Here is a 26452-nt window from a genome sequence, read left to right as displayed (position 1 = left end):
TTCCACCCTGGATGTGTCGGGTGCCGGGCGGGCCGGCATGATCGGTGCGGCGCGGGGAAGGGGGCGGCGGTGCGACGGCGACGGCGGATCGGGGCGTACGGGCTCTGTCGGGACGGTGAGCGGGTGCTGCTCGTCCGGGGGTCCGCGGCCGGACCATTTCCCGGCGTCTGGCAGCTCCCGGGCGGAGACGTCGCACACGGGGAGCACCCGAGGGTGGCGGTGCACCGCGAGTTCGCCGAGGAGACCGGGCTGGCCGTCGCGGTGACCGGGCTGCGCGCGGTACTCGCCGACGTGATCCGGCTCAGCGCGGACGGTGGGCCGGTGGCCGAGCACACCGACCGGGTCGTCTACGACGTCGAGCCGACCGGCGGGACGCTCCGGGCCGAGCCGCACGGCGGCACCGACCGGGTGGCCTGGCTCGCCCCCGAGGAACTCGCCGGACTGGTCCTGATGCCGTTCACCGCCGAGCTGCTCGGCCGCCCGGCGGACCCGCTGCCGGAGAGCACCCTCCCGACACCTCAGGACGCCGGTTCTCCGGCATTTCGGGACGCCGGTTCCTCGGCGGGGAAGCGGGACGGGGCCGTGCCGGAGGGGGTCGTGCGGGTCGGACCGGTCGACCGGTACCAGCGGTTCGCGGCGTACGGGCTGGCCACCGATCCCGCCGGGCGGATCCTGCTGACCCGGATCGCGACCGGGTTTCCCGGTGCCGGCCGGTGGCACCTGCCCGGCGGCGGCACCGACCACGGCGAGCAGCCGGTCAGCGCGCTGCTCCGGGAACTGGTCGAGGAGACCGGGCAGCTCGGCCGGGTGACCGGTCTGCTGCACCTGTCGCACCGGCACAACACCCGCGAGTTCGGTCCGGAGGGCCGGCCGCTGGACTGGCACGGGGTGCGGGCGATCTACCGGGTCGAGGTCGACGCGCCCACCGAGGCGAGGGTGGTCGAGGCCACAGGTGGGTCGACCGACACCGCCGGCTGGTTCTCCCCGGCCGACGTGGCGCAGCTGCCGCGTACCGAGGTGGTGGACGCCGCGCTGTCGCTGCTCTGAGCGCTCCGGTCGGCGTCGGCGCGGGATGCGGGAATCTCTCCCGGAACGATGGTGGTGACTGGTTCGGCTAGAGTTGGCAGCAGCGCCGAACAGTGTGCCAGCCCGGGATAGCGTCCCGGATGGGGAGGTCTGAGTGCCGCGGGTGGGTTTGGGAGGAATACCCCTCGGACGGCTATCGCCAACCCCTGCCGTCTGTGCGATGGTGTAGGCCGCAATCGGGTTGCCGGCCAAGGAGTCCCGGGTGCCCGATGGCGCTAGGGGGGTGCCGCCACGGTGGCGGACAAGTTGACCCGGTGATGGAGGAAACGTGCCGAGAGCCCCATGGCGTCGGCGTCGTACGTCGGACAGCCCGCGCCCGGCAGGGCGCCGCTGGGCGGGGCAGCTGCGTCGCAGCGGCGCGTTCGCCCGGCAGGTGTTGCTGGTCCGGGTGGGACGCCGGGATCACCACCTTGACGACGCCGGCTCCAGTGCCCTCGTGTTGCCAGACCGCCGCTACCCCGCGGACCGCGCTCGGCTCGACCCGTACGGCGTCGACCGGCTGACCGCCGCCGAGATCGAGGCGGTCGTACCGGTGAGTCCGGCCGTCGGCCCGACCGACCCGGTCGACGCCGCCAACCCGCCGATGGCGATCCCGCTGCTGCCCGGCGAGCGGACCATGGCCCGCCGGGTCAAGTTCGCCGTGGTCAACGCCTGCACCGTGGCCAGCCTGACCCTCGGACTGCTCGCCATCTTCCAGGCGATGCAGGGCGACGTGCGCGTCGCGGCGTACTGCCTGATCGCCTGCGTGGCGTTCGACGGCCTCGACGGTGCGCTGGCCCGCAGGATGGGCGTGGCCAGCCCGTTCGGTGCCCAGATGGACTCGCTGGCCGACATGTGCTCGTTCGGCCTGGCCGCCCCCGTGGTGGTCTACGCCTCCCTGGTGGGCTCGGTCTCCACCGCCGCCGCTGCGGTGGCCTGCGCGCTCGTCGCGGCCTGCGCGGCGATCCGGTTGGCCCGGTTCAACGTCTCGCCCAAGGACGGGCGGTTCTTCTGCGGCGTGCCGACCACGATGGCCGCGGCGGTGCTCGCCCTGGCGGTGCTGATCGGGCTGCCGGTCTCCGGCGAGGTGCAGGTGGCCGGCGTGGGGCTGCTCGCCTTCGCGATGGTCTCCAGCTTCCCGTACGCCAAGCTGGCCCGTCTGATCAAGCTGCCGCCGTGGCTGTGGCTGGCTCCGGTGATCGGTGCCCTGGTCGACATCCGGCTCACCTTCGCGCTCCTGGTGGTCGGCTACCTGGTCAGCGGGCCACTGCTCTGGTGGCGCCAACGCCGCACCGCCTGACCTGACCTGACCCGGCACCGCCTGACCAGACCTGGCAGCGTCTGACCTGGCCAGACCCGGCAGCGCCGCAGCGACTGGCGACCCAGGCGTACCCGCCCGCCGCCGGCGACGATCCCGTCGCCGGCGGCGGGCGGTCCGCGTTTCCGGTCAGCGCCAGCGGGCGATCACGGAGCTTCCGCCGATGACACGTTCGCCCGGCCCGACCACCGGCTCGGCGGCATCGGCGGGCAGGTAGACGTCGGTCCGCGAACCGAACCGGATCAGGCCGAACCGTTCGCCCCGGGCCAGCAGCGCGCCGACCGGCGCCCGCTGCACGATCCGCCGGGCGATCAGGCCGGTCCGCTGGGCCACCACCACCGTGCCGCGGTCGGTGTCGAGCACCGTGTACGCGGCCACGTTGTGCTCCGCGTCCGGTTTCATCGCCGCCGCGAAACCTCCGTCGGCGACGAAGTAGTCCACCACCTTGCCGGCCACCGGCGAGCGGTTGACGTGCACGTCGAGTACGGAGAGGAAGACCGCGACCCGCAGGAACTCGCCGTCGCCGAACCGCTCGTCCCGGAGCCGCTGCACGGAGAGCACCTGGCCGTCGGCGGCGGCGACGACGGCGGACTCGTCGTCCGGGACGTCCCGCTCGGGGTCCCGGAAGAACGCCGCGACCGGGCCGGCGGCCAGCGCGGGCACCAGCCAGAGCCGGGACTTCGGCCGGGTGGCCCGGGTGAGCGCGGCCAGCCCCAGCGCGATACCGGCCGCCGCGACCCCGTTGGAGTCGATGTGCATCCGCTGGGTGAGCCGGACGCTCGACGTGCGGTGCGCGGGCGCCAGCCGGGCCGCCACCGAAACGTCGGCCGGGGTGAACCGGAGCCGGTGTGCCCGCACCGGAGGCTGGTTGACCAGTACGAGATCGGTGCCGACGCCGAACAGTGCGCTCTGCCGTTCGAGTTCACCCACCGCCCCGGCGGCCCGACCGGGCAGTGCGGGCACCAGCACGCTGAGCACCCCGCCGTCGGTCAGGTACTTGGCGAGGCCGTTCAGCGCCGACCGGGTCTCCTCGGCGCTGCCGGTCAGCGGTTCCGCGGCGATCACCACGTCCGCCGTGTCCGCTTCGGCCAGCGAGTCGACCACCCGTACCCGCTGGGCGGTCCACTGCCCCAGGGCCGTGACGTGCTCCCGGAGCTCGTCGGCGGCGAGCGCGTCCGCCGGCACCACGGTGAGTACGTCGCCGGGGAGCAGCGCGTCGGCCGCGGCGGCCAGTACGGACGAGTCGGTGGTGCCCCCGACCAGCAGGGTGGTCTTCGGGCCCTGGTGCCGGGACATCTCGGTGGTCAGGACGCGGGCGGCGCGCTCGCCGACGCGGACCGGGCGGCCTGGGCCGGTGGCGCATACGGCGGGGGACTGGGTCATCTCGGGCGGGCTCCTCGCGAGGTCAGGACGGGCGGCTGCCGACGACGGCGCGGGCTACGCGGTGGGCGGAGCCGCACCGTGGGGTACGCGGTGAGCGGTTTCACGCACCGCCGGTACGCCACCGGCCGGCGGAGGTGCGAACCTCCGCCGGCCAGTTTAGGCACGGCCTGACCGAGTCGCACTGATCCGCCGGGCCGCTGGTCCCGTCCGCGGCAGCTGGTCCCGCCCGGGCCGGTGGTCCCGCCCGGACCCGCTCGTCGCGTCACCCGGGCCGTTCGTCGTCCCGGCGGGCTCCGGCAGCGTCTCCGGGGTGCTGCCGATCCGGCTCCAGCTCTGCGACCGGTCGGTCGGTCGGGTTCGCGCCGGATCGGTCGGTCGGGTCCGCGACCGGTCGGTCGAACTCCAGGGTGTGGGGGGCGTCGAGCCGGTCACCCCGGTCCTGCTCGAACAGCGTTCCGAGGGGTGTGTCGGCGGACCCGGGATCGGCGGGGTGGACGTCGGCCGGCGCTGCCGGGGATCCGGCGCCGGTGGCCACCGGAGACCCCGGGCCGGCTGTGGCCGGTGTCGTGGCCGGCCGCCGGCCGGACCGGTTGGCCCGGATCGCGCCGACCAGGCCCAGCGTGCCGACCAGGATCAGCCCTCCGGCGATCAGCCAGCCGACGGCCGGCAGGGCGAGGTGCATCAGCTGGGCGAAGAGCCACCAGCCGGCGACGCCGAGGAAGATCAGGGCGAACGTCAGCGACACCCCGTCGGTGCGGTGCGCCTTCATCGAGTCACCTCCGCGGTGGCCGCGTCGACCGAGAGGTTGAGCAGCAGTTTCCCGCCGCCCGGACCGTCCTCGCCGAGGTCGGTCACCTCTCGTTGGTTGCCGTCGAAGTTGCTGTACCTGCGGTCCAGCACCAGGGCGTCACCCGCGTTCACGTCGAGGCGTACGGTCACGTCGACGTCGGGCGGCAGGATCACCTTCACCTCGCCGAGGTCAACGTCCACGCTCACCTGGGCGTCCTTGGCGGCGAAGTCGACCCGGGTCAGGTCGAGGGTGGCGCTGCCGAGTCGGGTCTCGTAGCGGTCGGCCAGCGCGGCGTAGCTGGCCGGTGCCCAGAGCACGTCCTCCTCGCTGCGCAGCCGGGTGTAGGACTCGGCGACCGTGGAGATGCCCAGTGCGCAGGCCGCGACCAGGCCGAGGGCGATCAACCAGCGGGCCCGGCCGAACCAGGCGCCGACCAGCAGCCCGAGCGCGATCGTCACCAGCACGGCGGCGAAGTAGGTGGACGGCATGACCCGTACCGCGTTCGTCAGGTCCAGGATCGCGACCACGCCGATCGCCACGAAGATCATCGAAAAGGTGGCGGCCCCGAGCGCGGACCGCTCCCGGGGGCGCTTCGGTGGCTTCACCTTCGGCGGGGGTGGCGGCGGGGGAGCCGGCCGAGTGGCGTACGGGCCGTGCGGTGCGAACGGTGCCCGGTAGCCCCCCGGCACCGGCGCCACCGGCACCGCTGACGGAAGCGGCCCGGTCGGCCCGGTCGGCACGGCCACCGGTGGCCCGCTCACCGGCCCGGCGGGTGCCGGTGAGGCCGGTACGGCCGCTGCGGGGTACCCGGGGTAGTCGGGTGCGACGCTCGGCTGCGCCGCCGGCGGGTACCAGCCGGGCTGTCCGGGCGCGGCCGGCGGGGGCATCTGCTGGCCGGGTGCCGGCTGGCTGGACGCCGGGTAGCCGGGTGCCGGGTAGCCGGCTGCCGGGGGCGGATAGCCGCCCGGTGGTGGCCCGGCGGGTGGTGGGCCGGCGTGTGGTTGCCAGTACGGCGCGGTCCGGTTCCGGTCCCGGTTGAGCAGCAGCGCGCCGCCGATCAGGACGGCCGCGCCGAGCAGGACGGCCCGGTAGGTGTCGGTCACGATGAAGCCGAACATCACCGCGACGACGATGCCGAGCACCAGCACGGTGACCGGGGACATGCTCGACCGTCCCCGGCCCAGCATCGACTCCACCGGCGAGGCGGTGTCGCCCTCGGAGGGGATGATCAGCCAGGCGGCCAGGTAGACCAGGATGCCGATTCCGCCGAAGAAGCCGAGTACGGCGAGGAGCACCCGCCAGAGGATCGGGTCGCTGTTGGTGGCCCGGCCGATCGCGGCGCAGACGCCGGCCAGGTAGCGTCCCTCGCTCGGCCGGACCAGGCCGTACCGGTAGGTGAACCCGAACTCCGGGGGCGGCCCGCCGGCAGCCCCGGGCGGCGGTGGCGGCGCACCGGCCCCGGGCGGCGGCATGGCGCCGCCTCCGGGCGGCGGCGGCCCGCCGTCGCCGGGCGGCGGGGTCGGGCCGGCCCCGGGCGGCGGTGGGCCGGGTGTCGCCCGGGCCGGGTCGGTGCTGTCCACCCGACCAGAGTCGCCGGTGCCGGCGCGTTCGGCGGCGTCCACGCGGGCCGAGGTGTCCGCGCGTTCGGCGGTGTCCGTGCCGGCCGAGGTGTCCGTGCGGGCCGAGGTGTCCGTGCGGGCCGAGGTGGCCGTGAGGTCCAGGGTGTCGGCGCGGTCGGGGCTGTCCGCGCGGTCGGGGTCGCCCGCCGGACCGGGCGTTCCACGGGCGGCGGCAGCTTCGTCGGTCATGCTCCGATCCTCCGTCGTCGCGGGACCGGCCGGCCTCAGGCGACAACCCTGAGGCCACCCTGAGATATCGCGCGCGGGAAGTCCGGGGAGTCCCCATGGTTGCTGGTGCCGGCAGCGTGTGACGATCGGAGCGTCGGTGGAACGGGGCCGCCGCGGCAGGCCGCCGCACGTCACCTCCGCCGCCCGAGACGACGAGGAGTGCGAAGATCCGCGCCACGACCGAGCCACCCCGCCTCTACCGTGCCCGCGACCATCGGATGGTCGCCGGCGTGGCCGCCGGGATCGCCCTGCACCTGGGCGTCCGGGCGGTGTGGGTACGCGTGACCTTCCTCCTGCTGCTCGGCTTCAGCGGCCTCGGCCTGCTACTCTACGCGGCGTTCTGGGCGGTGGTGCCGCCGCTGCCCGGCAGCGGTACCCCGCCCCGGCGCAACGTCTTCCAACTGCTGCCCTTCGTGGCGTTCGGGCTCGCGGTGATCCTGATCGAGGTGCTCGCCTTCAAGTCCGACGGGGTGGCCGGCACGGCCGGCTGGCTGGTCTCGATCATCGCGGTCGGCGCCGGGGTGATCTGGCACCAGTCCGCCCCGGAGCGCCGCTGGCAGTGGGACCGGTCCCCGGTGCCGTGGCTCGGGGCGGTGGTGGCCGAGAGCGACCGGCGGGCCTTCGTGCTGCGGTTCATCGGCGGCGGGGTGCTGGTCGCGGTCGGGCTGATCGGTGTGGTGGCGGTCTACCGCCCGCAGGGCAACTTCGACGCGGTGGTCAACGGGGTGATCTTCGCCCTGGTCGCGCTCGCCGGGGTCGGCGTGGTGGCCGCCCCGGTGCTCTGGCGGACCTACAACCAGCTCCGGGCCGAGCGGGAGGGGCGGATTCGGGAGCAGGAGCGGGCCGAGCTGGCCGCGATGATCCACGACCAGGTGTTGCACACCCTGGCCCTGATCCAGCGCAACGCCGCCGACGTCAAGACCGTGCAGCGGCTCGCCCGGGGGCAGGAGCGCTCGCTGCGGAGCTGGCTCTACAAGCCGACCGGCTCGCCGACGGAACGCTTCGCCGCGGCGCTGGAGCAGGCCGCCGCCGAGGTGGAGGACACCTTCGCGATCACCGTCGAGGCGGTTGTGGTCGGTGACCGGGAGACCGACGAGCGGGTCGGCGCGCTGGTGGCCGCCGCCCGGGAGGCGCTGGTGAACGCGGCCCGGCACGCCAAGGTGCAGACCATCTCGCTCTACGCCGAGGTGGAGCCGGAGCAGGTGAGCGTCTTCGTCCGCGACCGCGGCGCGGGCTTCGACCCGACTACCGTTGAGGACCACCGGCACGGCGTACGCGGCTCGATCATCGGGCGGATGAAGCGGCACGGCGGGCGGGCCGAGATCCGCAGTACGCCGGGGGACGGCACCGAGGTGAGACTCTTCCTCCCGATACCCAGGGAGAACGCGGCACCAGGGAAGGACAGGTAACGATCATGGTCGAGCCGACGGAGCCGATGGAGCCGACGCGGGACGGTACGCCCGAGCCCAGGCTGCTGCGGGTGTTCCTCGTCGACGATCACGCGATGTTCCGGGCCGGCGTACGCGCCGAGCTGGGCGCGCACGTCGAGGTGGTCGGTGAGGCCAGCACGGTGGCCGAGGCGGTGAGCCGGATCGCCGCCACCGAGCCGGACGTGGTGTTGCTGGACGTGCACATGCCCGACGGCGGTGGCCGGGCGGTGCTGGAGGCGGTCCGGCGTACCCGCCCCGAGGTGCGGTTCCTGGCGCTGAGCGTCTCCGACGCGGCCGAGGACGTGATCGGGCTGATCAGGGCCGGCGCCCGGGGCTACGTGACCAAGACCATCTCGCCGGACGAGCTGACCGCCGCGATCCGCCGGGTCGCCGACGGTGACGCGGTGTTCAGCCCCAGGCTGGCCGGGTTCGTGCTGGACTCCTTCGCCTCCCGGCCGGACGCGCCGGTCGCCGATCCGGAGCTGGACCAGCTGACCAACCGGGAGCGGGAGGTGCTCCGGCTGCTGGCCCGGGGCTACGCGTACAAGGAGATCGCCAAGGAGCTGTTCATCTCCATCAAGACGGTGGAGACGCACGTCTCGAACGTGCTGCGCAAGCTCCAGATGTCCAACCGCTACGAGCTGTCCCGCTGGGCCGCCGACCGCCGGCTGGTCTGAGGTCGGGCGCGCTCCGTTCGAGTCGGGGTCGGGTCGGCGGTACGGGTATCGGCGGATCCGCCCGTACGCCATCGGCCGAGCGGTGGGTGCCCGGGCGATGGTCATCGGATACCATTCATCGATGGTTGTGACTGTCCTGCTGGCTGTCGGACCCCCGGTGCGCAGTTCCGTATCGTACAAACGGACGAGTACGTTAGGTATGCGCTTGACATCGGAGAGCGCCGGCAGTGACGCGGGAAAGGTCACAACGACCTGTGTGCGCGGTTGCCGGAGCATCTCGCCCGGGTGACGTTTTACCTGCTCAACGCCGTGTTCGGAGGGGTGTCCGAGGTGTCCGGCACGCGCCTGAAACATTGCCGGCAACTAACGGGTTGATAACGGCACCTTTCCGCGCTAGGCAGCTCAGTGTCACAGTGTCAGTCACCTCACAGTCCCTCGTGAGCGCCCTGAGGAGGCTTCACTCATGCGCGGGCAATTCCCGTTAAAGATGGCGGTCGGAGCGACCGCCATAATGTTGTTGGCGGCAGGCTGCGGCGGCGGCGGTGACGACGAGAGCTCGGCGGCGGACGCCCTGGTCTCGATCGGCGTCGGCGAGCCCCAGCACCTGATCCCCTCCAACACCACCGAGTCCAACGGCGCGGAGGTGCTGGCCGCGCTCTTCAGCCCGCTGGTGGACTTCGACGCCGACAACAAGCCGTACACCGTCGCCGCCGAGTCGGTCGAGTCGACCGACAACAAGGTCTGGACGATCAAGCTCAAGGACGGTTACACCTTCCACAACGGTGAGAAGGTCGGTGCCGACAACTACATCAACGCCTGGAACCACGCGGCGTACGGCCCGAACGGCAACGGTGGCTCGTACTTCTTCGAGCGGATCGAGGGCTACAAGGACCTGCAGTCCGAGGACCCGGACGGCGAGGGCCCGAAGAAGGCTCCGGAGCCGGCGGCCAAGACCATGACCGGTCTGAAGAAGGTCGACGACCTCACCTTCACGGTGACGCTGAGCGAGCCGTTCTCCGGCTGGCGCTCGGTCATGGGCTACACCGTCTTCTACCCGCTGCCGGCGGCGGCGTGGGCCTCCGAGGGCGTGCTCAAGGAGGACTACGAGCAGGCCCCGATCGGCAACGGCCCGTTCAAGATGAAGGGCACCTGGCAGCACGACTCGAAGATCGAGGTCGAGCGCTACGACGCCTACCCGGGTGACAAGCCGAAGGTGGGCGGGGTCACCTACAAGATCTACCAGGAGCAGACTGCCCAGTACGCCGACCTGATGGGTGGCGCTCTGGACGTGGTGACCCAGATTCCGATCGAGAACCTGGCGACCGCTCCGGCCGACCTGGGTGACCGGTTCAAGACCGGCCCGAACTCGGTCTTCCAGTTCGTCGGCTTCCCGACCTTCCTCTCGCAGTACTCGAAGGTCGAGGTCCGCAAGGCGATCTCCATGGCGATCAACCGCAAGGAGATCACCGACAACGTCTTCCGTGGCGCGCAGACCCCGGCGACGTCCTTCGTCTCCCCGGCGGTGGCCGGCTACCGCGAGAACAGCTGCGGCGAGCCCTGCACCTACGACCCGGCCAAGGCCAAGGCGGCCTACGACGCCGCCGGCGGCCCGAAGCAGATCAAGATCACCTACAACGCCGACGGTGGTCACAAGGCGTGGGTGGACGCGACCTGCAACCAGCTCAAGACCAACCTGGGCGTCGACTGCGTCGGTGTGGGCGAGCCGAAGTTCGCCGACCTCCTCACCAAGGTCGAGAACAAGGAAGACGTCGGCATGATCCGGCTCGGCTGGATCATGGACTACCCGCTGATGGAGAACTACCTCGGCCCGCTGTACGGGACCAACGGCTCGTCGAACTACTACGGTTACAGCAACCCGGAGTTCGACAACCTGGTCAAGCAGGGTTCGGCCGCCGCGACCGAGGACGAGGCCATCAAGCTCTGGCAGCAGGCCGAGGACATCCTCGCCCGCGACATGCCGGTGATTCCGCTGCGGCTCGGCCAGAACGTCTACGGCCACTCGGAGCGGGTCAAGAACGTCGAGCTTGACAAGTTCCAGAAGGTCGAGCTTCTCAAGATCGAGGCGACGAGCTGACCTGATCGCTGCACGACGGACGGTCCGGCCGACCCGGGTCCAGCCCGGGTCGGGTCGGACCGTCCGTACGAGCCTCACCGGCCCCGGTGACCGGGACCGGTGAGGCTGCGGTCGCTACCGTGAGCATCACGGTCCGCTGCCCACCAGGCAGTCGCCGACGCTCGTATCGCTAAGGACTGATATGTTCCGCTACTTCGTGCGGCGCGTGCTGCAAGGGGTCCTGACGTTCTTCGGGGCCACCTTCATCGTGTACGCGCTGATGTTCGCCAACCAGGACGACCCGCTCCAGGCCCTGGCGGGTGAGCGTCCGCTGACGGAGAACGTCCGGCAGGTGCTCACCGAAAGGTACCATCTGGACGATCCCTTCATCCTCCAATATGGCCACTACATGCGCGGCCTGCTGACCGGGGACTTCGGCATCTCGCTGACCAACCGGAAGATCAGCGAGATGATGGCCCAGGCCTGGCCGGTGACGATCCGGCTCGCGGTATTCGCGATCATCATCTCGGCGCTTGTCGCCGTCGTCGCCGGCATCGTCTCCGGAATCCGGCGCGGCGGTGCCTTCGACAACACCACGCTTGTCATCACGCTGATCCTGCTCTCGCTGCCGATCGTGGTGCTGGCCCCGCTGGCCCAGCTCCTCTTCGGCGTGCAGCTCAAGTGGTTCCCGGCCACGGCCGGAGCGGATCCCGGCTTCTATCAACTGATCCTGCCGGCGGTGGTGCTGGCCTGCCTGGTGATCGCCACCGAGCTACGGGTGACCCGGGCGTCGGTGGCGGAGAACCTCCGGTCGGACTACGTGCGTACCGCCCGGGCCAAGGGGCTCGCGAACCGGCGGGTGATCGGCGTGCACGTACTGCGCAACTCGCTGATCCCGGTCGTCACGCTGATCGGCGTCGACCTCGGCAACCTGATGGCCGGGGCGATCGTCACCGAGGGCGTGTTCAACATCCCGGGCGTGGGGTTCAACCTGTTCCGTGGCATCCGCACCGAGGACGGCCCGCTGGTGGTCGGCTTCGTCAGCATGCTGGTGATCGTCTTCCTGGTGGTCAACCTGGTGGTCGATCTGCTGTACGCGGTACTCGACCCGAGGATCCGCTATGAGTGAGCGGAACCAGCGACCCGGTGCACCCGTCCGGTGCACCGGACGGCGGACCGAACGGACCGGTCGTCGGACCGGGCGAACCAGTAAACGAAACGAGCGGACCGGTCGGCTCAGCGTGGACGTGCCTGATGGCGGCGCGGAGCGTAGCGAGGTGGCGGGCATGAGTGAGCGAGGCGCCCGATGAGTAACATCGAATCCACCGCCAAGGCGGAGATACCCGCCGACGCCGGTGTGCCGGCGCCGGAGAGCGGCCAGGAGAAGCCGCGCAGTCTGACCGGCGACGCCTGGGAGGACCTGCGGCGCAACTGGATCTTCTGGGCCGCCGCCGTCCTGGTCGTCCTGGTCGTGGTGATGGCGGCCTTCCCGGGCCTGTTCACCTCGGCCGACCCGGACTCGTGCGCGCTGTCGAGGCAGCACCAGGGTCCAAGCGGCTCGGCGATCTTCGGCTACAACTTCCAGGGCTGCGACGTCTACGCCCGGACCATCCACGGCGCCCGCAACTCGGTGCTGATCGGGCTCTTCGCGACCATCATCGCCGGGGTGATCGGCCTGGTCGTCGGGATGGCGGCCGGCTACTTCGGCGGCTGGATCGACGCCCTGCTGGCCCGCGGCATCGACATCGTGCTGGGCATCCCCACCCTGCTCGCGGCGATCGTGCTGGCCCGGCGGCTCTCCGCCGACCCGCAGAACTCGGGCTTCTGGGCGGTGGTCTTCACCCTCGGCGTGCTGACCTGGACCACCGGGGCCCGGATCATGCGTTCGTCGGTGATCTCGGCCAAGAGCCAGGACTACGTGGCGGCGGCCCGGATGTTGGGCGCGAGTCCCGCCCGGCTGATGTTCCGGCACATCCTGCCGAACGCCGCCGCGCCCTTCGTGGTCGTGCTCACCATCCTGCTGGGCGTCAACATCGCCACCGAGGCGACCCTGACGTTCCTCGGTGTCGGCCTGCGCGGCAACGCCATCTCCTGGGGGATCGACATCTCCACGGCGGCGCCGTACGTCCGGGAGACGGCCACCCCGCTGGTCTGGCCGTCGGTCTTCCTGGCCCTGACCGTGCTGGCGTTCATCATGCTCGGCGACGCGATCCGCGACGCCTTCGACCCGAGGCTGCGGTGAGCTGACCATGACCGATATCAAGGCAGAGATCGACGTCCTGCCCGGGTTGGACTCGTCCGCCCGGCTGCTCGAGGTCGAGGGTCTGCACGTCGAGTTCCGTACCCAGGTCGGGATCGCCCGCGCGATCAACGGGGTGGACCTGCACCTGGATCCCGGCGAGACGCTGGCGATCCTCGGTGAGTCGGGTTGCGGCAAGTCCGTCACCGCCCAGGCGATCATGGGCATCCTCGACTCGCCGCCCGGCTTCGTCACCGGCGGTGCGATCCGCTACCGCGGCGTCGACCTGCTCAAGCTCGCCGAGGAGCAGCGCCGCAGGGTACGCGCCAACCACATCGCGATGATCTTCCAGGACGCGCTCTCCGCGCTGAACCCGGTCTTCTCGGTCGGGTTCCAGCTCGCCGAGCTGTTCCGGGTGCATCGCGGGATGTCCCGGGGCGACGCGAAGAAGCGCTCGATCGAGCTGCTCGACTTGGTCAAGATCCCGGCCGCCAGGCAGCGGATCAACGACTATCCGCACCAGTTCTCCGGCGGCATGCGGCAGCGCGTCATGATCGCGATGGCGCTGGCGCTGGACCCGAAGGTGCTGATCGCCGACGAGCCGACCACCGCGCTGGACGTGACGGTGCAGGCCCAGATCATGAACCTCCTCGCCGAGCTGCGGCGGGAACGGAACATGGGCCTGATCCTGATCACCCACGACATGGGTGTGGTCGCCGACGTGGCCGACCGGATCTCGGTGATGTACGCCGGCAAGGTCGTCGAGGAAGCGCCGGTGCTGGACATCTACGCCCGGCCGGCGCACCCCTACACCAAGGCGCTGCTGGAGTCGATTCCCCGGCTCGACCTCAAGGGGCAGCAGCTCAACGTGATCAAGGGCCTGCCGCCGAACCTGACCCGGATCCCGGCCGGCTGCCCGTTCCACCCCCGGTGCGCGTACGCCCGCGACGCCTGCCGGGTCGACCCGGCCCCGCCGCAGTACGACGTGGCCCCGGGCCGTACCGCGCGGTGCCATTTCTGGACGGAGGTGGTCGGCGATGAGCCAGCCGTCAGGTAACGAGGTCGTGCTGGAGACCCGGGAGCTGGTCAAGCACTTCCCGATCACCCGGGGCATCGTCTTCCAGAAGAAGATCGGTGCGGTACGCGCGGTCGACGGCATCGACCTGCAACTGCGCCGGGGCGAGACCCTCGGCGTGGTGGGCGAGTCCGGCTGCGGCAAGTCGACGCTGGCCAAGCTGCTGGTCGGGCTGGAGAAGCCGACGAGTGGCGCGATCAACGTCCGGGGTCAGGACATGACCCGGCTGGCCGGCAACGAGCTGCGCAAGGCCCGGCGCAACATCCAGATGGTGTTGCAGGACCCGTACACCTCGTTGAACCCGCGGATGACCGTCGGCGACATCATCGGCGAGCCGTTCGAGATCCACCCGGAGGTGGCACCGGCCGGTGATCGGAAGCGGCGGGTCCGGGAACTGCTCGACCTGGTCGGGTTGAACCCGGAGCACATCAACCGCTATCCGCACCAGTTCTCCGGCGGCCAGCGGCAGCGGATCGGGATCGCCCGGGCGCTGGCGCTCCAGCCGGAGATCATCGTCTGCGACGAGCCGGTCTCGGCGCTCGACGTGTCGATCCAGGCCCAGGTGATCAACCTGCTGGAGCGGTTGCAGGACGAACTGGGGCTGTCGTACGTCTTCATCGCGCACGACCTGTCGGTGGTCCGGCACATCGCCGACCGGGTCGCGGTGATGTACCTCGGCAAGATCGTCGAGATCGGCGTCGAGGACGAGATCTACGAGCGGCCGACGCATCCGTACACCCAGGCGCTGCTCTCGGCGGTGCCGGTGCCGGACCCGACCCTGCGCGGCCAGCGGGACCAGATCGTCCTGGAGGGCGACGTGCCGTCGCCGGCCAACCCGCCGTCCGGCTGCCGGTTCCGCACCCGGTGCTGGAAGGCACAGGACATCTGCGCCGCCGAGGAGCCGGCGCTGGTGCAGCGGGACCGCTCGGCGCACCCGAGCGCCTGCCACTTCGCCGAGGTACGGAACGTGGTGCACGCGGTCGAGTAGCCCGCACAGACGCCGGTGGTGTGCCTGACCCGGCCAACCACCGGTGCTAGAAGAACGCCTCCTCAGTGCCCGGGGCGCGGGCCGCCATCCACGCGGCCGGCGTCCCGGGCTCGCGTCTGTCCCCGGTTGCGGGCCTGCCGCTCTACAGCGGACCGCGACCCGCCCTGTCGCGGCGTGCGGGCCTGTCGGCCCTACAGCGGACCGCGACCCGCCCTGAGCAGCAGCAGGGCGAGCTGGGTGCCGTCCGCGCCGAGCGCCTCGCGGAACCGGTCCACGATCTCGCGCTCCCGGGCGAGGACGAGCCGGGTGCCGCCGGAGGCCATCCGGGTCCGGCCGACCTGCTGGGAGAGCGCGGCGCGCTCCTGCCAGAGGGCGATCAGTTCCCGGTCGATCTGGTCGATCCGGTCCCGCAGCCCGAGGATGTGCTCCGAGGCGTCCGGCGCGCTCGTCCCGGTCCCGGGCTCGGTGCCGTTCGGCTCGACGGGAAGCTCTGCCACCTTCGCTGCCACCTCTGCCGCCATGGGGTCCTCCTTGCCAGACAGGGCCCCGGTGCCTGGATCCCGACGCGAAAAGCCCCGGGCTCCAGGAGCCCGGGGCTTTCGTAGGTCATGTTCAGGCGCGACCCACGGCTGCCGGACTCCCGGAGCTGTAGTAAAAGTAGGACTGCGCCCGATGGATCACGGCTTGAGTATGCCCAGCCAGCGATGTCTTGGCAAGCGCATTGCCGAAGCCCGGGAACCGGCCGGTGCACAGGTGTAAGGAAGGGCCCCTTCATATCGTTTTCTGCATAAGAAGGGGCCCTTCCTTACACCTGCACCTCAGGGGCTGGGCGGCGCCGTGCGTAGGTTGTCCGCCCGGCGGCATAGACTCGCGAGGCGATGCATGCTCTCTTCGAACCCCCGCCGCCCTCCGTCCCGCCGACCCAGGACGCGCCGCGGCACCGGCCGCCCGGCCTAGACCCGCAGGCCCTGCTGGCCGGGCTGAACGGGCCACAACGGGACGCGGTGACCCACTCCGGGTCGCCGCTGCTGATCGTGGCGGGTGCCGGCTCGGGCAAGACCCGGGTGCTGGCCCACCGGATCGCCTATCTGCTCGCCGCCCGGGACGTGCACCCGGGGCAGATCATCGCGATCACCTTCACCAACAAGGCGGCCGGGGAGATGAAGGAGCGGGTCGCCGCGCTGGTCGGGCCGAGGGCCCGGCTGATGTGGGTGTCGACCTTCCACTCCGCCTGCGTACGCATCCTGCGGGCCGAGCACGAGCACGCCGGGCTGAAGTCGACGTTCTCGATCTACGACGCCGACGACTCGCGCCGGCTGATGCAGTTGGTCACCCGGGAGCTTGACCTCGACCCGAAGCGCTATCCGGCGCGCGGTCTGACCACCCAGGTGTCGAACCTGAAGAACGAGCTTGTCGACCCGGAGACCTTCGCCGACCGGGCGAAGGGGCCGAACGAGCGGGCGCTGGCCGAGGCGTACACGCTCTACCAGCGGCGGCTGACCGAGGCGCACGCGCTGGACTTCGACGATTTGATCATGACCACGGTGCACCTGCTCCAGTCACACCCGCACGTCGCGGAGAGTTACCGGCGCCGGTTCCGGCACGTGCTCGTCGACGAATACCAGGACACCAACCACGCGCAGTACACCCTGGTCAAGGAGCTGGTCGGCGGCACCGAAGGGGTCGAGCCGGCCGAGCTGTGCGTGGTCGGCGACGCCGACCAGTCGATCTACGCGTTCCGGGGCGCCACCATCCGGAACATCCTGGAGTTCGAGCGCGACTTCACCGACGCCCGGACGATCCTGCTGGAACAGAACTACCGCTCCACCCAGACCATCCTGAACGCGGCCAACGCGGTGATCGAGCGGAACAGCTCGCGCAAGCCGAAGCGGCTGTGGAGCGAGGAGGGGGCGGGGGAGCAGATCGTCGGTTATGTCGCCGACACCGAGCACGCCGAGGCGGACTGGGTGGGTCGGGAGATCGACCGGCTCTGCGACGCCCGCGCGGCCCGCCCCGGCGACGTGGCGGTCTTCTACCGCACCAACGCGCAGTCCCGGGTCTTCGAAGAGGTCTTCATCCGGGTCGGGTTGCCCTACAAGGTCGTCGGCGGGGTCCGGTTCTACGAGCGCAAGGAGGTCCGGGACGCCCTGGCCTACCTGCGCGCGGTGGTGAACGACGACGACACGGTCAGCATCCGGCGCATCCTGAACACCCCTCGCCGGGGCATCGGCGACCGGGCCGAGGCCTGCGTCGAGGCGCTGGCCAGCCGGGACCGCATCTCGTTCGGTGCCGCACTGCGCCGGGCGGCCGAGGCACCGGGCATCTCGATCCGCTCGGCCAACGCGATCGCCGAGTTCGTCGCGTTGCTCGACGGGCTGCGCGAGCTGGCCGGGACCGCGCTGCCCGAGGAGGTGCTGGAGGCGGTGCTGACCCGCTCCGGCTACCTCGGGGAGCTGGAGGAGAGCATCGACCCGCAGGACGCCGGCCGGGTGGAGAACCTCCAGGAGCTGGTGAGCGTCGCCCGGGAGTACACCGAGCGGGCGGAGGCGCTGGCCGACGAGGGCGGGCCGGGTGCCACCCTGGCCGGGTTCCTGGAGCAGGTCGCACTGGTCGCCGACGCCGACCAGGTGCCGTCGGACGACCCCGACCATCAGGGCGTGGTCACCCTGATGACCCTGCACACCGCCAAGGGGCTCGAGTTCCCGGTGGTCTTCCTGACCGGCCTGGAGGACGGCGTCTTCCCGCACCTGCGGACCCTCGGTGACAACCGGGAGCTGGAGGAGGAGCGCCGGCTGGCGTACGTGGGGATCACCCGGGCCCGCCAGCGGCTCTACCTGTCCCGGGCGGTCACCCGGTCGGCCTGGGGGCAGCCGTCCTACAACCCGCCGTCCCGGTTCGTCGACGAGCTGCCGGGCGACCTGGTCCGCTGGGAGCGCACCGGGGCGGCCTACACCTCCTGGTCCGGGACGGGCGGCGGCGTGGGTGGCCGGTCCGGCACCGAGGACCGGTCCGGCGCCTATCGTGGCGGCGGCTTCTCCGGAGGTACGCCGAAGGCCGCCCAGCTCGCCTCCCGGCTCGGCATCGACGGCAGCCGGCTCAGCACCGCCAGCGAGCTGAGACAGCCGCCGAAGGTCGCCGCCGGGGACCGGGTCAACCACCAGCGGTACGGCCTCGGCCGGGTGCTCGCGGTCGAGGGGCACGGTCCGGGTGCCCGGGCCCAGATCGACTTCGGCGACCAGACGCTCTGGCTGGTGCTCCGGCACGCCCCGATCGACAAGCTCTGAGCATCGCCGGACGGTGACGGCCGTCGGCGGGGCCCCACGAGCACGACCAGTTCGCCCGTCAGGCGGCACAGGGCCGACTGTGGCACGGGATCGTCCGATGGGACGATTTCCTGCATGATGGCAGCCGACGATATCGCCGTACACGCGCGGGGGCTGCTCGACACGAACGCCTTCCTGACCCTTGGCACCGTCGATCCGAGCGGCCGGCCCTGGACCTCCCCGGTCTACTTCGCCGCATCCGGCCTCCGCGAGTTCTACTGGATTTCCCAGACCGACGCCGTGCACTCACGCAATCTCAGCGACCGCCCGCACGTGAGCATCGTCGTGTTCGACTCGAGCGTCCGGCCCTACCACGGCCGTGCCCTGTACGCGTCCGGGACGGCGGGTGAGTTGCGGGGTGACGACCTCGAGCGCGGGCTGCGGGTGTACCCCGGGCCCAGCGAACGGGGCGGCGCCGTGCTGACCCGGGACGACGTGACGGGATCCTCGCCGTACCGCCTCTACCGGGCGACCGCGACCGACCTGTGGGTCCTGTGCCCTCGCGAGCCGAGGCAACCATGCCCGCTGCACGGTCTCGCCAAGGACCACCGGACCCCTGTCGAGCAGGGACCGCGCGAACGACCCGAAGCCTGAGAGATCGACAGCGGACGGACGGCGGCGGATTCAGCCGGCCCGGCTCCACCACGTTCCCAGCCAGCCCGGCGTTCGCTGCCAGCCCCGCGCCACGCCGCGATCTCAGCAGCCGAGGTCCACGCCACGGTCCCGCATCCACGGTGCCGGGTCGACCTGGTTCCACAGCCCGTCGTGCACCTCGAAGTGCAGGTGCGGTCCGGTGGAGTCGCCGGTGGAACCCTCGTACCCGATCACCTGGCCGGGCTTGACCCGGTCCCCGACGCCGACCGTGGTCCGGTTCTGGTGGGCGTAGTGGGTGAGCCAGCCGTTGCCGTGGTCGACGACGACCGAGATGCCGTACCCGGCGTAGGCCCAGCCGGCCTCGACCACCGTGCCGGCGCCGGCGGCCCGGATCGGGGTGTCGGCCGGCATCGCCAGGTCGATGCCGGCGTGCAGCACTCCCCAGCGCATCCCGTAGCAGGAGGTGATGGCGGCCCCCGGCATCGGGTTGACCCAGGCGGGCGCCTTCCGGCTCGCGGTCGGGCTGGCCGCCTTGGCCTTGCCGGACCCGCCGCTCCGGCTCGGCGTGGCGGTCGGCGTCGGCGTCGCGGTGGCGCTCGGCGTCGGCGTGGCGGTCGGGGTCGTGCTCGGCGTGCCGGCGGCATCCCGCGCGGACCGGTCGGCCCGCTGTGCGGCGGCGGCCCGGGCCGACTCCTCGGCGGCCACCGAGACCCGGTCGGCCGGCCGGTCGTCGCGGACGGCCACCGCCGTCGCCGCCCCGGCCACGCCCAGGCCGAGCAGCACGGCCAGTCCGGGGACCAGCCACCGCCGCCGGCTGGCCCGGTGCCGGGCCACCCCGGCTCGGCGGGTACGCCGGCTGGGGCCGGACCCACCGGACGGGCCCTCGACGGCCGGCCCCCCGACGTCGCCACCAGCGACGCCACCGCCCTGGACGGCTCGGCCGTCGACGGCCTGGCTCTCGACGGCCTGGCTCTCGACGGCCTGGCTCTCGACCGTTCGGCCCTCGGTCGTCTCGGGCTGGTTCGGATCGGTCTCCGGCACGACGGGTCCCTTCGAAAGGTGGGGCGTGGACCCGAAAATGGTGGTCAACCCGTGCCGCGGCGCGGCTTCCCGGGTCGGGCGACGACTGTCGATGGGCGCGACTACCTGCCGGATTTCGCCGCGAAACGCCGTTGATGGCCGATATCGTGGGCGAGGCGATGATGCGATCGCTCACACCTGTCGGTGTGGCGCACGCAACTTCGTCGCGGGTCAGTGCAACGAAAACCGCCCAACCGGTACCGGTCGGGCGGTGAAGCGGCGTTACGCCGAGTCAGGAGGCAGCTACACCAGCGTACAGATCGTCGACTTGTAGCTGGATGTCCACTCCACGGTCCCGCAGGTAGGGGATCGGGTCGGTCGGCTTGCCGTTGACATGCAGTTCGAGATGCAGTTGCGAACCGTAGGCGTGGCCGGTGAGGCCGACCAGGCCGAGCTGGTCGCCGGCCTTGACCTCCTGGCCCTCGCTGACCACGATCTTGGACGAGTGCCCGTAGATGGACTCGGTGCCGTCGGCGTGCCGCACGATCACGCAGTAGCCGTAACCGCCGAACCAGCCGGCCTTGGTCACCGTGCCCGCGTGCACGGCGCTGTACGGCGTCCCCTCGGGAGCGGCCAGGTCGATGCCGGCGTGCAGCTTGTTCCACTTCATGCCGTACGGCGAGGTGAAGCTGTAGTTCTCCAGCGGTAGCCGCCAGACCTCGGGGGCGGCGGCCAGGGTGGAGGCGAGCCCGTCGTCGCCACGGTCGTTCCGGGACGCCCGCTCGGCGTCGGCGGCCCGCGCGCTCAGGTCCTCGCTGGTGGCGGCCGCCTTCTCCAGGTCGGCCAGGGCGGACGGGCTGACCGCCTTCGCGTCGGGCAGGGCTCCCGCGCCGAGCGCGACGACGCCGGCTCCGACGAACGCGGTGGTGACGACGGCGGCGTAGCGGCTGCGCGGGGGTGTGGGGACGCGGCGTCGCCCTCGATAGCGATCGGGCTCAGACGACAGGCGCTGGCGCACGCACACCCTCCGTTGTCGGATCCGTGTTGCGACCGTGACCGGGGTTCGACGATCCAGGTGAACTCCGGTTGACCGCGTCGCCACCCGGTCATGGACCTGATGACAACCGTGGGCCACGGTAACCAACCCCTAGGCGCGCCACAAGTCGCAGCGCCAGAATGCCGGTTCGATGTGCGGTTGTGCGTCCATGAATGCCATATCTCGTAACCTTTTGCGATCACCCTCGTTAATAGCGCTCAGTTACCGGAGGGGCAGCGCGGTGTCATCCATCCGACCCGTGTCGTAGGGTCCGCCGCAGAGTCCCTAGGGGTATGGCCGGAGGGGGTTCCCCGGCCGGTTGCCCGGGGGAGTTCCCGGCCGGCAGGCCAGCGGGTTACCGTTCGTTCAGGTAGGTCCGGTCGTGCCCAGGAGAGGTGTTGCGCTGATGAGTTCTCGGATCCGGGTGGTCGTCGCCAAGCCCGGCCTGGACGGGCACGACCGGGGAGCGAAGGTGGTCGCCCGGGCCCTGCGGGATGCCGGCATGGAGGTCATCTACACCGGCCTGCACCAGACCCCCGAACAGATCGTCGAGACGGCAATCCAGGAGGACGCCGACGCCGTCGGCCTGTCGGTGCTCTCCGGGGCGCACATGACGCTGTTCCGCAGGGTGCTGGAGCTGCTCGCCGAGCGGGACGTGGCGGACCTGGTCGTCTTCGGCGGCGGGATCATCCCCGACGCGGACATCCCCGAGCTGGAACGGCTCGGCGTGGCGAAGATCTTCACCCCGGGGGCCACCACCGGCTCGATCGTGGAGTGGGTCCGGGCCAACGTCGGGCAACCCGTCGGCAACTGAGCGACCCGGCCCGGGCAGAACCCGCGGGCCGCGCCCGGAGATGGGGGAGAGGCCGGACGCACCCCTCACACGTCCGGCCTCTCTATGCGCGATGCCCCGCCGCCACCCCTCGACCGACAGGGCATCGGCCGTATCCGTCATCGCGCTTCCCAGCGCTCCGACATCAGACTCAACGACGTCCCTTACGCCGGGTTACGCCACCCGGGAAATCTTTTCCGCCAGGCCGGCGGCCGGCCCGCCGGCCGCGCGGCCACCCGGCCCGGCACGGCCGCCGGCCTGCTGTGCGATACCGCACACCGCGCACCCACGTGGATGCCCGCCGTGGTCGCCTCGCTAGGCTGCGCCCGACGGCCTGTTTCTGGGTATACGACAGGTCCAAACCATTCACACGCTGGCGGCGGCGCGACGGCGCGCCGCGAAGACGCAGACGGGACGCGCAATCGTGGACCTGTACGAATACCAGGGGCGTGAGCTGTTCGAGCGGCACGGGTTGCCCGTGCTGGCCGGCGGTGTCGCGACGACCCCGCAGGAGGCCCGCGCGATCGCCGAACGCCTCGGCGGCCGGGTGGTCGTCAAGGCGCAGGTGAAGGTCGGCGGCCGGGGCAAGGCAGGCGGCGTCAAGCTCGCCGAGGGACCGGACGAGGCGGTGGCCCGGGCCACCGACATCCTCGGCATGGACATCAAGGGCCACACGGTCAACAAGGTCATGCTGACCGTGACCGCGGACATCGCCGAGGAGTACTACTTCTCCTACCTGCTCGACCGCGCGAACCGCACCTTCCTCTGCATCGCCAGCGTCGCCGGCGGGATGGACATCGAGCAGGTGGCCGCCGAGACGCCGGAGCGGGTGGCGAAGGTGGCGATCGACGCGAACGCCGGGGTCGACGAGACCAAGGCACGCGAGATCGTCGAGGCCGCCGGTTTCCCCGCCGAGCTGACCGAGCAGATCGTGCCGATCGCCGTACGCCTCTGGCAGGCGTTCGTGGCCGAGGACGCCACCCTGGTCGAGGTGAACCCGCTGGCCCGGACGACCGACGGCACGGTGCTCTGCCTGGACGCGAAGGTCTCGCTGGACGAGAACGCCGGCTTCCGGCACCCCGACCACGAGGCGCTTGTCGACCAGGCCGCGGTCGACCCGCTGGAGCAGCGGGCCAAGGAGAAGGACCTCAACTACGTCAAGCTGGACGGCGAGGTCGGCATCATCGGCAACGGCGCCGGCCTGGTCATGTCCACCCTCGACGTGGTGGCGTACGCGGGCGAGTCGCACGGCGGGGTCAAGCCGGCGAACTTCCTCGACATCGGCGGCGGCGCCAGCGCCGCGGTGATGGCCAACGGGCTGGAGATCGTGCTCTCCGACCCGTCGGTACGCAGCGTCTTCGTCAACGTCTTCGGCGGCATCACCGCCTGCGACGAGGTGGCCAACGGCATCATCCAGGCCCTCGCCCTGCTCGCCGAGCGTGGCGAGACGGTCGACAAGCCCCTCGTGGTACGCCTCGACGGCAACAACGCGGAGGCCGGGCGGGCCATCCTGGACGGCGCCGCGAACCCGCTGGTGCAGCGGGTGGACACAATGGATGGCGCGGCCCAGCGGGCCGCCGAGCTCGCGGCTGCGGGGGTCTGAGATGGCAATCTGGCTGACCAAGGAGTCCAAGGTCGTCGTACAGGGGATGACCGGCTCCGAGGGGATGAAGCACACCAGGCGGATGCTGGCCGCCGGCACCAACGTGGTCGGCGGGGTCAACCCGCGCAAGGCCGGCCAGAAGGTCGGCTTCGACACCGTCGAACTGCCGGTCTTCGCCAACGTCGCCGAGGCGATGGCGGCCACCGGCGCCGACGTCACGGTCATCTTCGTACCGCCGCAGTTCACCCGGGGTGCCGTGGTGGAGGCGATCGACGCCGGCATCCCGCTCGCCGTGGTGATCACCGAGGGCGTACCGGTGCACGACACCGCCGCGTTCTGGGCGTACAACCTGGCGCAGGGGGAGCGGACCCGGATCATCGGGCCGAACTGCCCCGGCATCGCCTCGCCGGGCGCCTCGAACGCCGGCATCATCCCGGCCGACATCACCGGGGCGGGCCGGATCGGCCTGGTCAGCAAGTCCGGCACCCTGACCTACCAGATGATGTACGAGCTGCGCGACATCGGCTTCTCCACCTGCGTCGGCATCGGCGGTGACCCGATCATCGGCACCACCCACATCGACGCGCTCGCGGCGTTCCAGGCCGACCCGGAGACCGACGCGATCGTGATGATCGGCGAGATCGGCGGCGACGCCGAGGAGCGGGCGGCCGAGTTCATCAAGGACAACGTCACCAAGCCGGTGGTCGGGTACATCGCCGGCTTCACCGCGCCGCCCGGCAAGACCATGGGGCACGCCGGGGCGATCATCTCCGGCTCCGCCGGCACCGCCGACGCGAAGAAGGCCGCCCTGGAGGCGGTCGGGGTCAAGGTCGGCAAGACGCCGAGCGAGACCGCGCGGCTGATGCGGGAGCTGATGTCCGGCAACTGAGCCGTCGAGAGCGTGGTTCCGGGGTGGTCGGCGGTCGCCGGCCACCCCGGTCCCGTTCCGGCCGCCGCCGAAGGGATACGGGTGTCGCGGTGGCGCCGGTCATCCGTACCGTGGTGTCGTGAACCGGCCGACCCGCTGCCGTGCCAGAGTAGGCGCTGATGCCACCACCCACCGATCCTGACCGGCCGCGTAGTCCGGACCCGCCGGTCGAGCCGGCCGCGCCGGCCGGCGGCGCGGAGCGCGGCGGCGCGCTCGGCGGCCCGGAGCGGGCCGACCGGACCGGGCCGACCGACGGCCGGCAGGCACGCCGGGGCAGGCCGTCCGGGGCGCCGCCGGTGCCGTCCGGACAGCGCCGGGTGCCCCGGCCGAGACCGGGCGGGACAGCAGGGTCCGGCCGGGCTCCGCTGGCGGTCGCGGCGGCGGTGGCCGCGGGCTGGGCGGCCCTGCTCGGCTACCTGCCGGTCGCCGTGGTGCTCGGGCTGGCCCGGTTCGCCGAGGGCGGCGGCGAGGTTCTCGGCGCGGCCCGGCTGGGCCTGGCCGGCTGGCTGCTCGGGCACGGCGTGCCGCTACAGACCGAGGCCGGTCCGTTCGGCCTCGCACCGCTCACCCTGGCCATGCTGGCGGCCTGGCGGCTGAACCGGGCCGGCGTGCACGTCAGCCGGGCGGTCCGGGTCCGGGAACGGCCGAGCGTCGGCCGGGCACTCGCCGTCGCGGCCGCGGTCGGCATCGGGTACGGCGTGCTCGGCGGACTGGCCGCGCTGCTGCTCGGCGGCGCCGGGCCGACCGCCGATCCGGTACGGGCCGCGGTGACGCTGGCCGGCTTCGGCACCCTCGCCGCGCTGGTCGGCGCGGCGAGGGCCGGCGGCGTACTCGTGATGGTGGCCCGGCGTACCCCGCTGGTGCTCCGGGACGGGCTGCGCACCGGGGTGGTCGCCGCGCTGCTGCTGCTCGGGGCCGGTGCCGGGGCGGCCGGGTTGGCGGTGGCGACCGGCGGCGGCGAGGCCGGCGACATGATCGGGGCCTACCGCACCGGTGTGTCCGGCCAGGCGGGCATCACCCTGGTCAGCCTCGGGTACGCGCCGAACGCCGCCGTCTGGGCGGCCAGCTATCTCCTCGGGCCGGGTTTCGCGGTCGGCACCGACACGGTGGTGCGGAGTTCCGAGGTCTCCATCGGAGCACTGCCGGCGGTGCCGCTGCTTGCCGGGCTGCCCCAGGGACCGCTCGGCGGGGTCGGCGGCGTCGTACTTGCCGTACCGGTGCTGGCCGGCATGGCCGCGGGCTGGCTGCTCGCCCGGCGCCGGATGCGCTCCGCCGCCGAGCGGAACGTGCCGCCGCCCGGCTGGGCGGTGCTGCTGGGCGCGGCCGCGGTCGGTGGCCCGGTCGCCGGGCTGGTGACGGGTGCGGCGGCCCTACTCTCCGGCGGCCCGCTCGGCGGTGGCCGGCTCGCCGAGGTCGGCCCGGCCTACTGGCAGGTGGCCGCCGGGGCGACCGTCGTGGTGCTGGTCGGCACCCTGGTCGGCGCTGCCGCGACCCGGGCCGTCGCCCGACGCTGACGGCCCGGCCCGGGTGCGCCGCAGGAAACACGCTCGGGGCGCCCCGGAGACTCCGGGGCGCCCCGATACGGCTGTCATGCTCCGGCGGGCCGTGGCCCGGCCGGGGTTCGGTCAGGGGGTGTAGGAGAAGCCGTTCACGTACGGCTGTCCCGAGGTCGGCTGCCCGTACGGCTGTCCCGAGGTGGGCTGCGGCGGCTGCGCGTACGGATCCTGGGGTTGTGGCGCGTTCGGATCCGACGGCTGCTGCCCGTACAGGTCCTGGCCTGGGTAGCCGGGCTGCATGACAAGACTCCTTCGACGACAGGTCTCAGACTAGATGTTCGACGCCGAGTTGGCGCTGATGACGAAGCTGATGACGCAGCAGATCAGCGAGACCACCCAGAGGCAGATGCCGATGATCAGGGCCAGCTTCGACCACTTGCGGGACTCGGCGGCGGCGGCCTGTGCCTCGGCGAAGTTGCCCTGCTGGAGCAGCGGGTTGACCTTCGAGGCGTTGATGATGGCCGGAATGGCCAGCGGCCAGAAGAGGAAGATCGCGACGATGGACATCGTCATGTTGTTGTTGATCTGTTGCGGCGGGTGTGAAGGGTAACCAGGTTGCATGTGTGTTGGGCTCCTTGGCCGGCACTCAGCGCATGTATGAAATTACCGAGGGTCTATCTCCTGGGGCACGTCACTGCCCCGAGCGTCCGGCAGCGTACCTAATCAGCGCCACT

Annotated in this window: 22 protein-coding genes and 1 pseudogene; 15 read left to right on the top strand and 8 right to left on the bottom strand. The window is 71.8% G+C overall.

Annotated features, from left to right (window positions below; translation table 11 throughout):
• Positions 1-69 precede the first annotated feature (69 nt).
• Positions 70-1047 carry an NUDIX domain-containing protein gene (locus tag O7626_RS28685; protein WP_278064184.1) on the top strand — a complete coding sequence of 326 codons (978 nt, stop codon included), beginning with the start codon at positions 70-72 and terminating at the stop codon, positions 1045-1047.
• Positions 1048-1429: 382 nt separating this feature from the next.
• Positions 1430-2365, top strand: a complete 936-nt coding sequence (locus O7626_RS28680) for a CDP-alcohol phosphatidyltransferase family protein (RefSeq protein WP_278066357.1) — start codon at positions 1430-1432, stop codon at positions 2363-2365.
• A gap of 147 nt (positions 2366-2512) precedes the next feature.
• Here O7626_RS28680 and O7626_RS28675 read toward each other — a convergent pair whose 3' ends face one another.
• From O7626_RS28675 to O7626_RS28665, 3 genes and pseudogenes are all read right to left on the bottom strand, one after another.
• The gene (locus O7626_RS28675; RefSeq protein ID WP_278064183.1) at positions 2513-3766 is read right to left on the bottom strand and encodes a phosphatidylserine decarboxylase; all 1254 of its coding nucleotides are present in this window, start codon (positions 3764-3766) and stop codon (positions 2513-2515) included.
• A 583-nt stretch (positions 3767-4349) separates the two neighbouring features.
• Positions 4350-4535: pseudogene (locus O7626_RS41585) on the bottom strand (hypothetical protein); the annotation flags it as partial.
• The gene (locus O7626_RS28665) at positions 4532-6028 is read right to left on the bottom strand and encodes a PspC domain-containing protein (RefSeq protein ID WP_278066356.1); all 1497 of its coding nucleotides are present in this window, start codon (positions 6026-6028) and stop codon (positions 4532-4534) included. The pseudogene O7626_RS41585 and the gene O7626_RS28665, both read right to left, overlap by 4 nt.
• A gap of 542 nt (positions 6029-6570) precedes the next feature.
• Between O7626_RS28665 and O7626_RS28660 the strand changes: the two genes are divergently transcribed.
• From O7626_RS28660 to O7626_RS28630, 7 genes are all read left to right on the top strand, one after another.
• Positions 6571-7812 (top strand): ATP-binding protein, encoded by a 1242-nt coding sequence (locus O7626_RS28660; protein WP_278066355.1) that lies wholly within the window; start codon positions 6571-6573, stop codon positions 7810-7812.
• Between the two features lie 26 nt (positions 7813-7838).
• Positions 7839-8510 carry a response regulator transcription factor gene (locus O7626_RS28655; RefSeq protein WP_278066354.1) on the top strand — a complete coding sequence of 224 codons (672 nt, stop codon included), beginning with the start codon at positions 7839-7841 and terminating at the stop codon, positions 8508-8510.
• Positions 8511-9021: 511 nt separating this feature from the next.
• On the top strand, positions 9022-10605 hold the full coding sequence (locus O7626_RS28650) for an ABC transporter substrate-binding protein (protein ID WP_278064181.1): 1584 nt from the start codon (positions 9022-9024) through the stop codon (positions 10603-10605).
• 181 nt (positions 10606-10786) lie between these two features.
• Positions 10787-11713 (top strand): ABC transporter permease, encoded by a 927-nt coding sequence (locus tag O7626_RS28645; RefSeq protein ID WP_278064180.1) that lies wholly within the window; start codon positions 10787-10789, stop codon positions 11711-11713.
• Between the two features lie 177 nt (positions 11714-11890).
• On the top strand, positions 11891-12826 hold the full coding sequence (locus tag O7626_RS28640) for an ABC transporter permease (RefSeq protein WP_278064179.1): 936 nt from the start codon (positions 11891-11893) through the stop codon (positions 12824-12826).
• 7 nt (positions 12827-12833) lie between these two features.
• Positions 12834-13880 (top strand): ABC transporter ATP-binding protein, encoded by a 1047-nt coding sequence (locus tag O7626_RS28635; RefSeq protein ID WP_278064178.1) that lies wholly within the window; start codon positions 12834-12836, stop codon positions 13878-13880.
• Positions 13861-14886 (top strand): dipeptide ABC transporter ATP-binding protein, encoded by a 1026-nt coding sequence (locus O7626_RS28630; RefSeq protein ID WP_278064177.1) that lies wholly within the window; start codon positions 13861-13863, stop codon positions 14884-14886. Before O7626_RS28635 ends, O7626_RS28630 begins: the two co-directional genes overlap by 20 nt.
• Positions 14887-15077: 191 nt before the next feature.
• On the opposite strand, the gene O7626_RS28625 is transcribed toward O7626_RS28630, so the two are convergent.
• Positions 15078-15407, bottom strand: a complete 330-nt coding sequence (locus tag O7626_RS28625; RefSeq protein WP_278064176.1) for a chorismate mutase — start codon at positions 15405-15407, stop codon at positions 15078-15080.
• A gap of 357 nt (positions 15408-15764) precedes the next feature.
• Here O7626_RS28625 and pcrA point away from each other — a divergent pair, with 357 nt between their 5' ends.
• Both pcrA and O7626_RS28615 read left to right on the top strand, forming a co-directional pair.
• The gene (gene pcrA, locus O7626_RS28620) at positions 15765-18170 is read left to right on the top strand and encodes a DNA helicase PcrA (RefSeq protein ID WP_278064175.1); all 2406 of its coding nucleotides are present in this window, start codon (positions 15765-15767) and stop codon (positions 18168-18170) included.
• Between the two features lie 114 nt (positions 18171-18284).
• A complete protein-coding gene (locus O7626_RS28615; protein ID WP_278064174.1) occupies positions 18285-18803 on the top strand; it encodes a pyridoxamine 5'-phosphate oxidase family protein in 519 nt (172 codons plus the stop codon).
• Between the two features lie 102 nt (positions 18804-18905).
• Here O7626_RS28615 and O7626_RS28610 read toward each other — a convergent pair whose 3' ends face one another.
• Complete coding sequence (locus tag O7626_RS28610) at positions 18906-19637, bottom strand: M23 family metallopeptidase (RefSeq protein WP_278066353.1); 732 nt, start codon at positions 19635-19637, stop codon at positions 18906-18908.
• A gap of 478 nt (positions 19638-20115) precedes the next feature.
• Positions 20116-20841, bottom strand: a complete 726-nt coding sequence (locus tag O7626_RS28605) for a M23 family metallopeptidase (RefSeq protein WP_278064173.1) — start codon at positions 20839-20841, stop codon at positions 20116-20118.
• A gap of 424 nt (positions 20842-21265) precedes the next feature.
• Here O7626_RS28605 and O7626_RS28600 point away from each other — a divergent pair, with 424 nt between their 5' ends.
• The 4 genes from O7626_RS28600 (at position 21266) to O7626_RS28585 (ending at position 25736) form a co-directional block, all read left to right on the top strand.
• Entirely contained in the window at positions 21266-21673 is a 408-nt protein-coding gene (locus O7626_RS28600; protein WP_278064172.1) for a cobalamin B12-binding domain-containing protein, read from the top strand.
• A gap of 442 nt (positions 21674-22115) precedes the next feature.
• The gene (sucC, locus tag O7626_RS28595; protein WP_278064171.1) at positions 22116-23294 is read left to right on the top strand and encodes an ADP-forming succinate--CoA ligase subunit beta; all 1179 of its coding nucleotides are present in this window, start codon (positions 22116-22118) and stop codon (positions 23292-23294) included.
• A gap of 1 nt (position 23295) precedes the next feature.
• Positions 23296-24183, top strand: a complete 888-nt coding sequence (gene sucD, locus O7626_RS28590; protein ID WP_278064170.1) for a succinate--CoA ligase subunit alpha — start codon at positions 23296-23298, stop codon at positions 24181-24183.
• Positions 24184-24341: 158 nt separating this feature from the next.
• Positions 24342-25736, top strand: coding sequence for a DUF6350 family protein (locus O7626_RS28585; protein WP_278064169.1), 1395 nt, complete (start codon positions 24342-24344; stop codon positions 25734-25736).
• A 111-nt stretch (positions 25737-25847) separates the two neighbouring features.
• Here the strand turns inward: O7626_RS28585 and O7626_RS28580 are convergent, their stop codons facing one another.
• Positions 25848-26018, bottom strand: coding sequence for a hypothetical protein (locus tag O7626_RS28580; RefSeq protein ID WP_278064168.1), 171 nt, complete (start codon positions 26016-26018; stop codon positions 25848-25850).
• A gap of 30 nt (positions 26019-26048) precedes the next feature.
• Complete coding sequence (locus O7626_RS28575; protein ID WP_278064167.1) at positions 26049-26339, bottom strand: CD225/dispanin family protein; 291 nt, start codon at positions 26337-26339, stop codon at positions 26049-26051.
• Positions 26340-26452: the final 113 nt, after the last annotated feature.

Source organism: Micromonospora sp. WMMD1102 (genome assembly GCF_029626265.1).
GTDB lineage: Bacteria > Actinomycetota > Actinomycetes > Mycobacteriales > Micromonosporaceae > Plantactinospora.
This window is presented reverse-complemented; position numbering and strand designations above follow the sequence as displayed.

Bases quoted from the DNA above. Each gene is read 5' to 3' on its own strand.
- O7626_RS28675 (WP_278064183.1), bottom strand. From the start codon at position 3,766: ATGACCCAGTCCCCCGCCGTATGCGCCACCGGCCCAGGCCGCCCGGTC.
- O7626_RS28665 (WP_278066356.1), bottom strand. From the start codon at position 6,028: ATGCCGCCGCCCGGGGCCGGTGCGCCGCCACCGCCGCCCGGGGCTGCC.
- O7626_RS28655 (WP_278066354.1), top strand. From the start codon at position 7,839: ATGGAGCCGACGCGGGACGGTACGCCCGAGCCCAGGCTGCTGCGGGTG.
- O7626_RS28650 (WP_278064181.1), top strand. From the start codon at position 9,022: ATGTTGTTGGCGGCAGGCTGCGGCGGCGGCGGTGACGACGAGAGCTCG.
- O7626_RS28645 (WP_278064180.1), top strand. From the start codon at position 10,787: ATGTTCCGCTACTTCGTGCGGCGCGTGCTGCAAGGGGTCCTGACGTTC.
- O7626_RS28640 (WP_278064179.1), top strand. From the start codon at position 11,891: ATGAGTAACATCGAATCCACCGCCAAGGCGGAGATACCCGCCGACGCC.
- O7626_RS28635 (WP_278064178.1), top strand. From the start codon at position 12,834: ATGACCGATATCAAGGCAGAGATCGACGTCCTGCCCGGGTTGGACTCG.
- O7626_RS28630 (WP_278064177.1), top strand. From the start codon at position 13,861: ATGAGCCAGCCGTCAGGTAACGAGGTCGTGCTGGAGACCCGGGAGCTG.
- O7626_RS28625 (WP_278064176.1), bottom strand. From the start codon at position 15,407: ATGGCGGCAGAGGTGGCAGCGAAGGTGGCAGAGCTTCCCGTCGAGCCG.
- pcrA (WP_278064175.1), top strand. From the start codon at position 15,765: ATGCATGCTCTCTTCGAACCCCCGCCGCCCTCCGTCCCGCCGACCCAG.
- O7626_RS28615 (WP_278064174.1), top strand. From the start codon at position 18,285: ATGATGGCAGCCGACGATATCGCCGTACACGCGCGGGGGCTGCTCGAC.
- O7626_RS28600 (WP_278064172.1), top strand. From the start codon at position 21,266: ATGAGTTCTCGGATCCGGGTGGTCGTCGCCAAGCCCGGCCTGGACGGG.
- sucD (WP_278064170.1), top strand. From the start codon at position 23,296: ATGGCAATCTGGCTGACCAAGGAGTCCAAGGTCGTCGTACAGGGGATG.
- O7626_RS28585 (WP_278064169.1), top strand. From the start codon at position 24,342: ATGCCACCACCCACCGATCCTGACCGGCCGCGTAGTCCGGACCCGCCG.
- O7626_RS28580 (WP_278064168.1), bottom strand. From the start codon at position 26,018: ATGCAGCCCGGCTACCCAGGCCAGGACCTGTACGGGCAGCAGCCGTCG.
- O7626_RS28575 (WP_278064167.1), bottom strand. From the start codon at position 26,339: ATGCAACCTGGTTACCCTTCACACCCGCCGCAACAGATCAACAACAAC.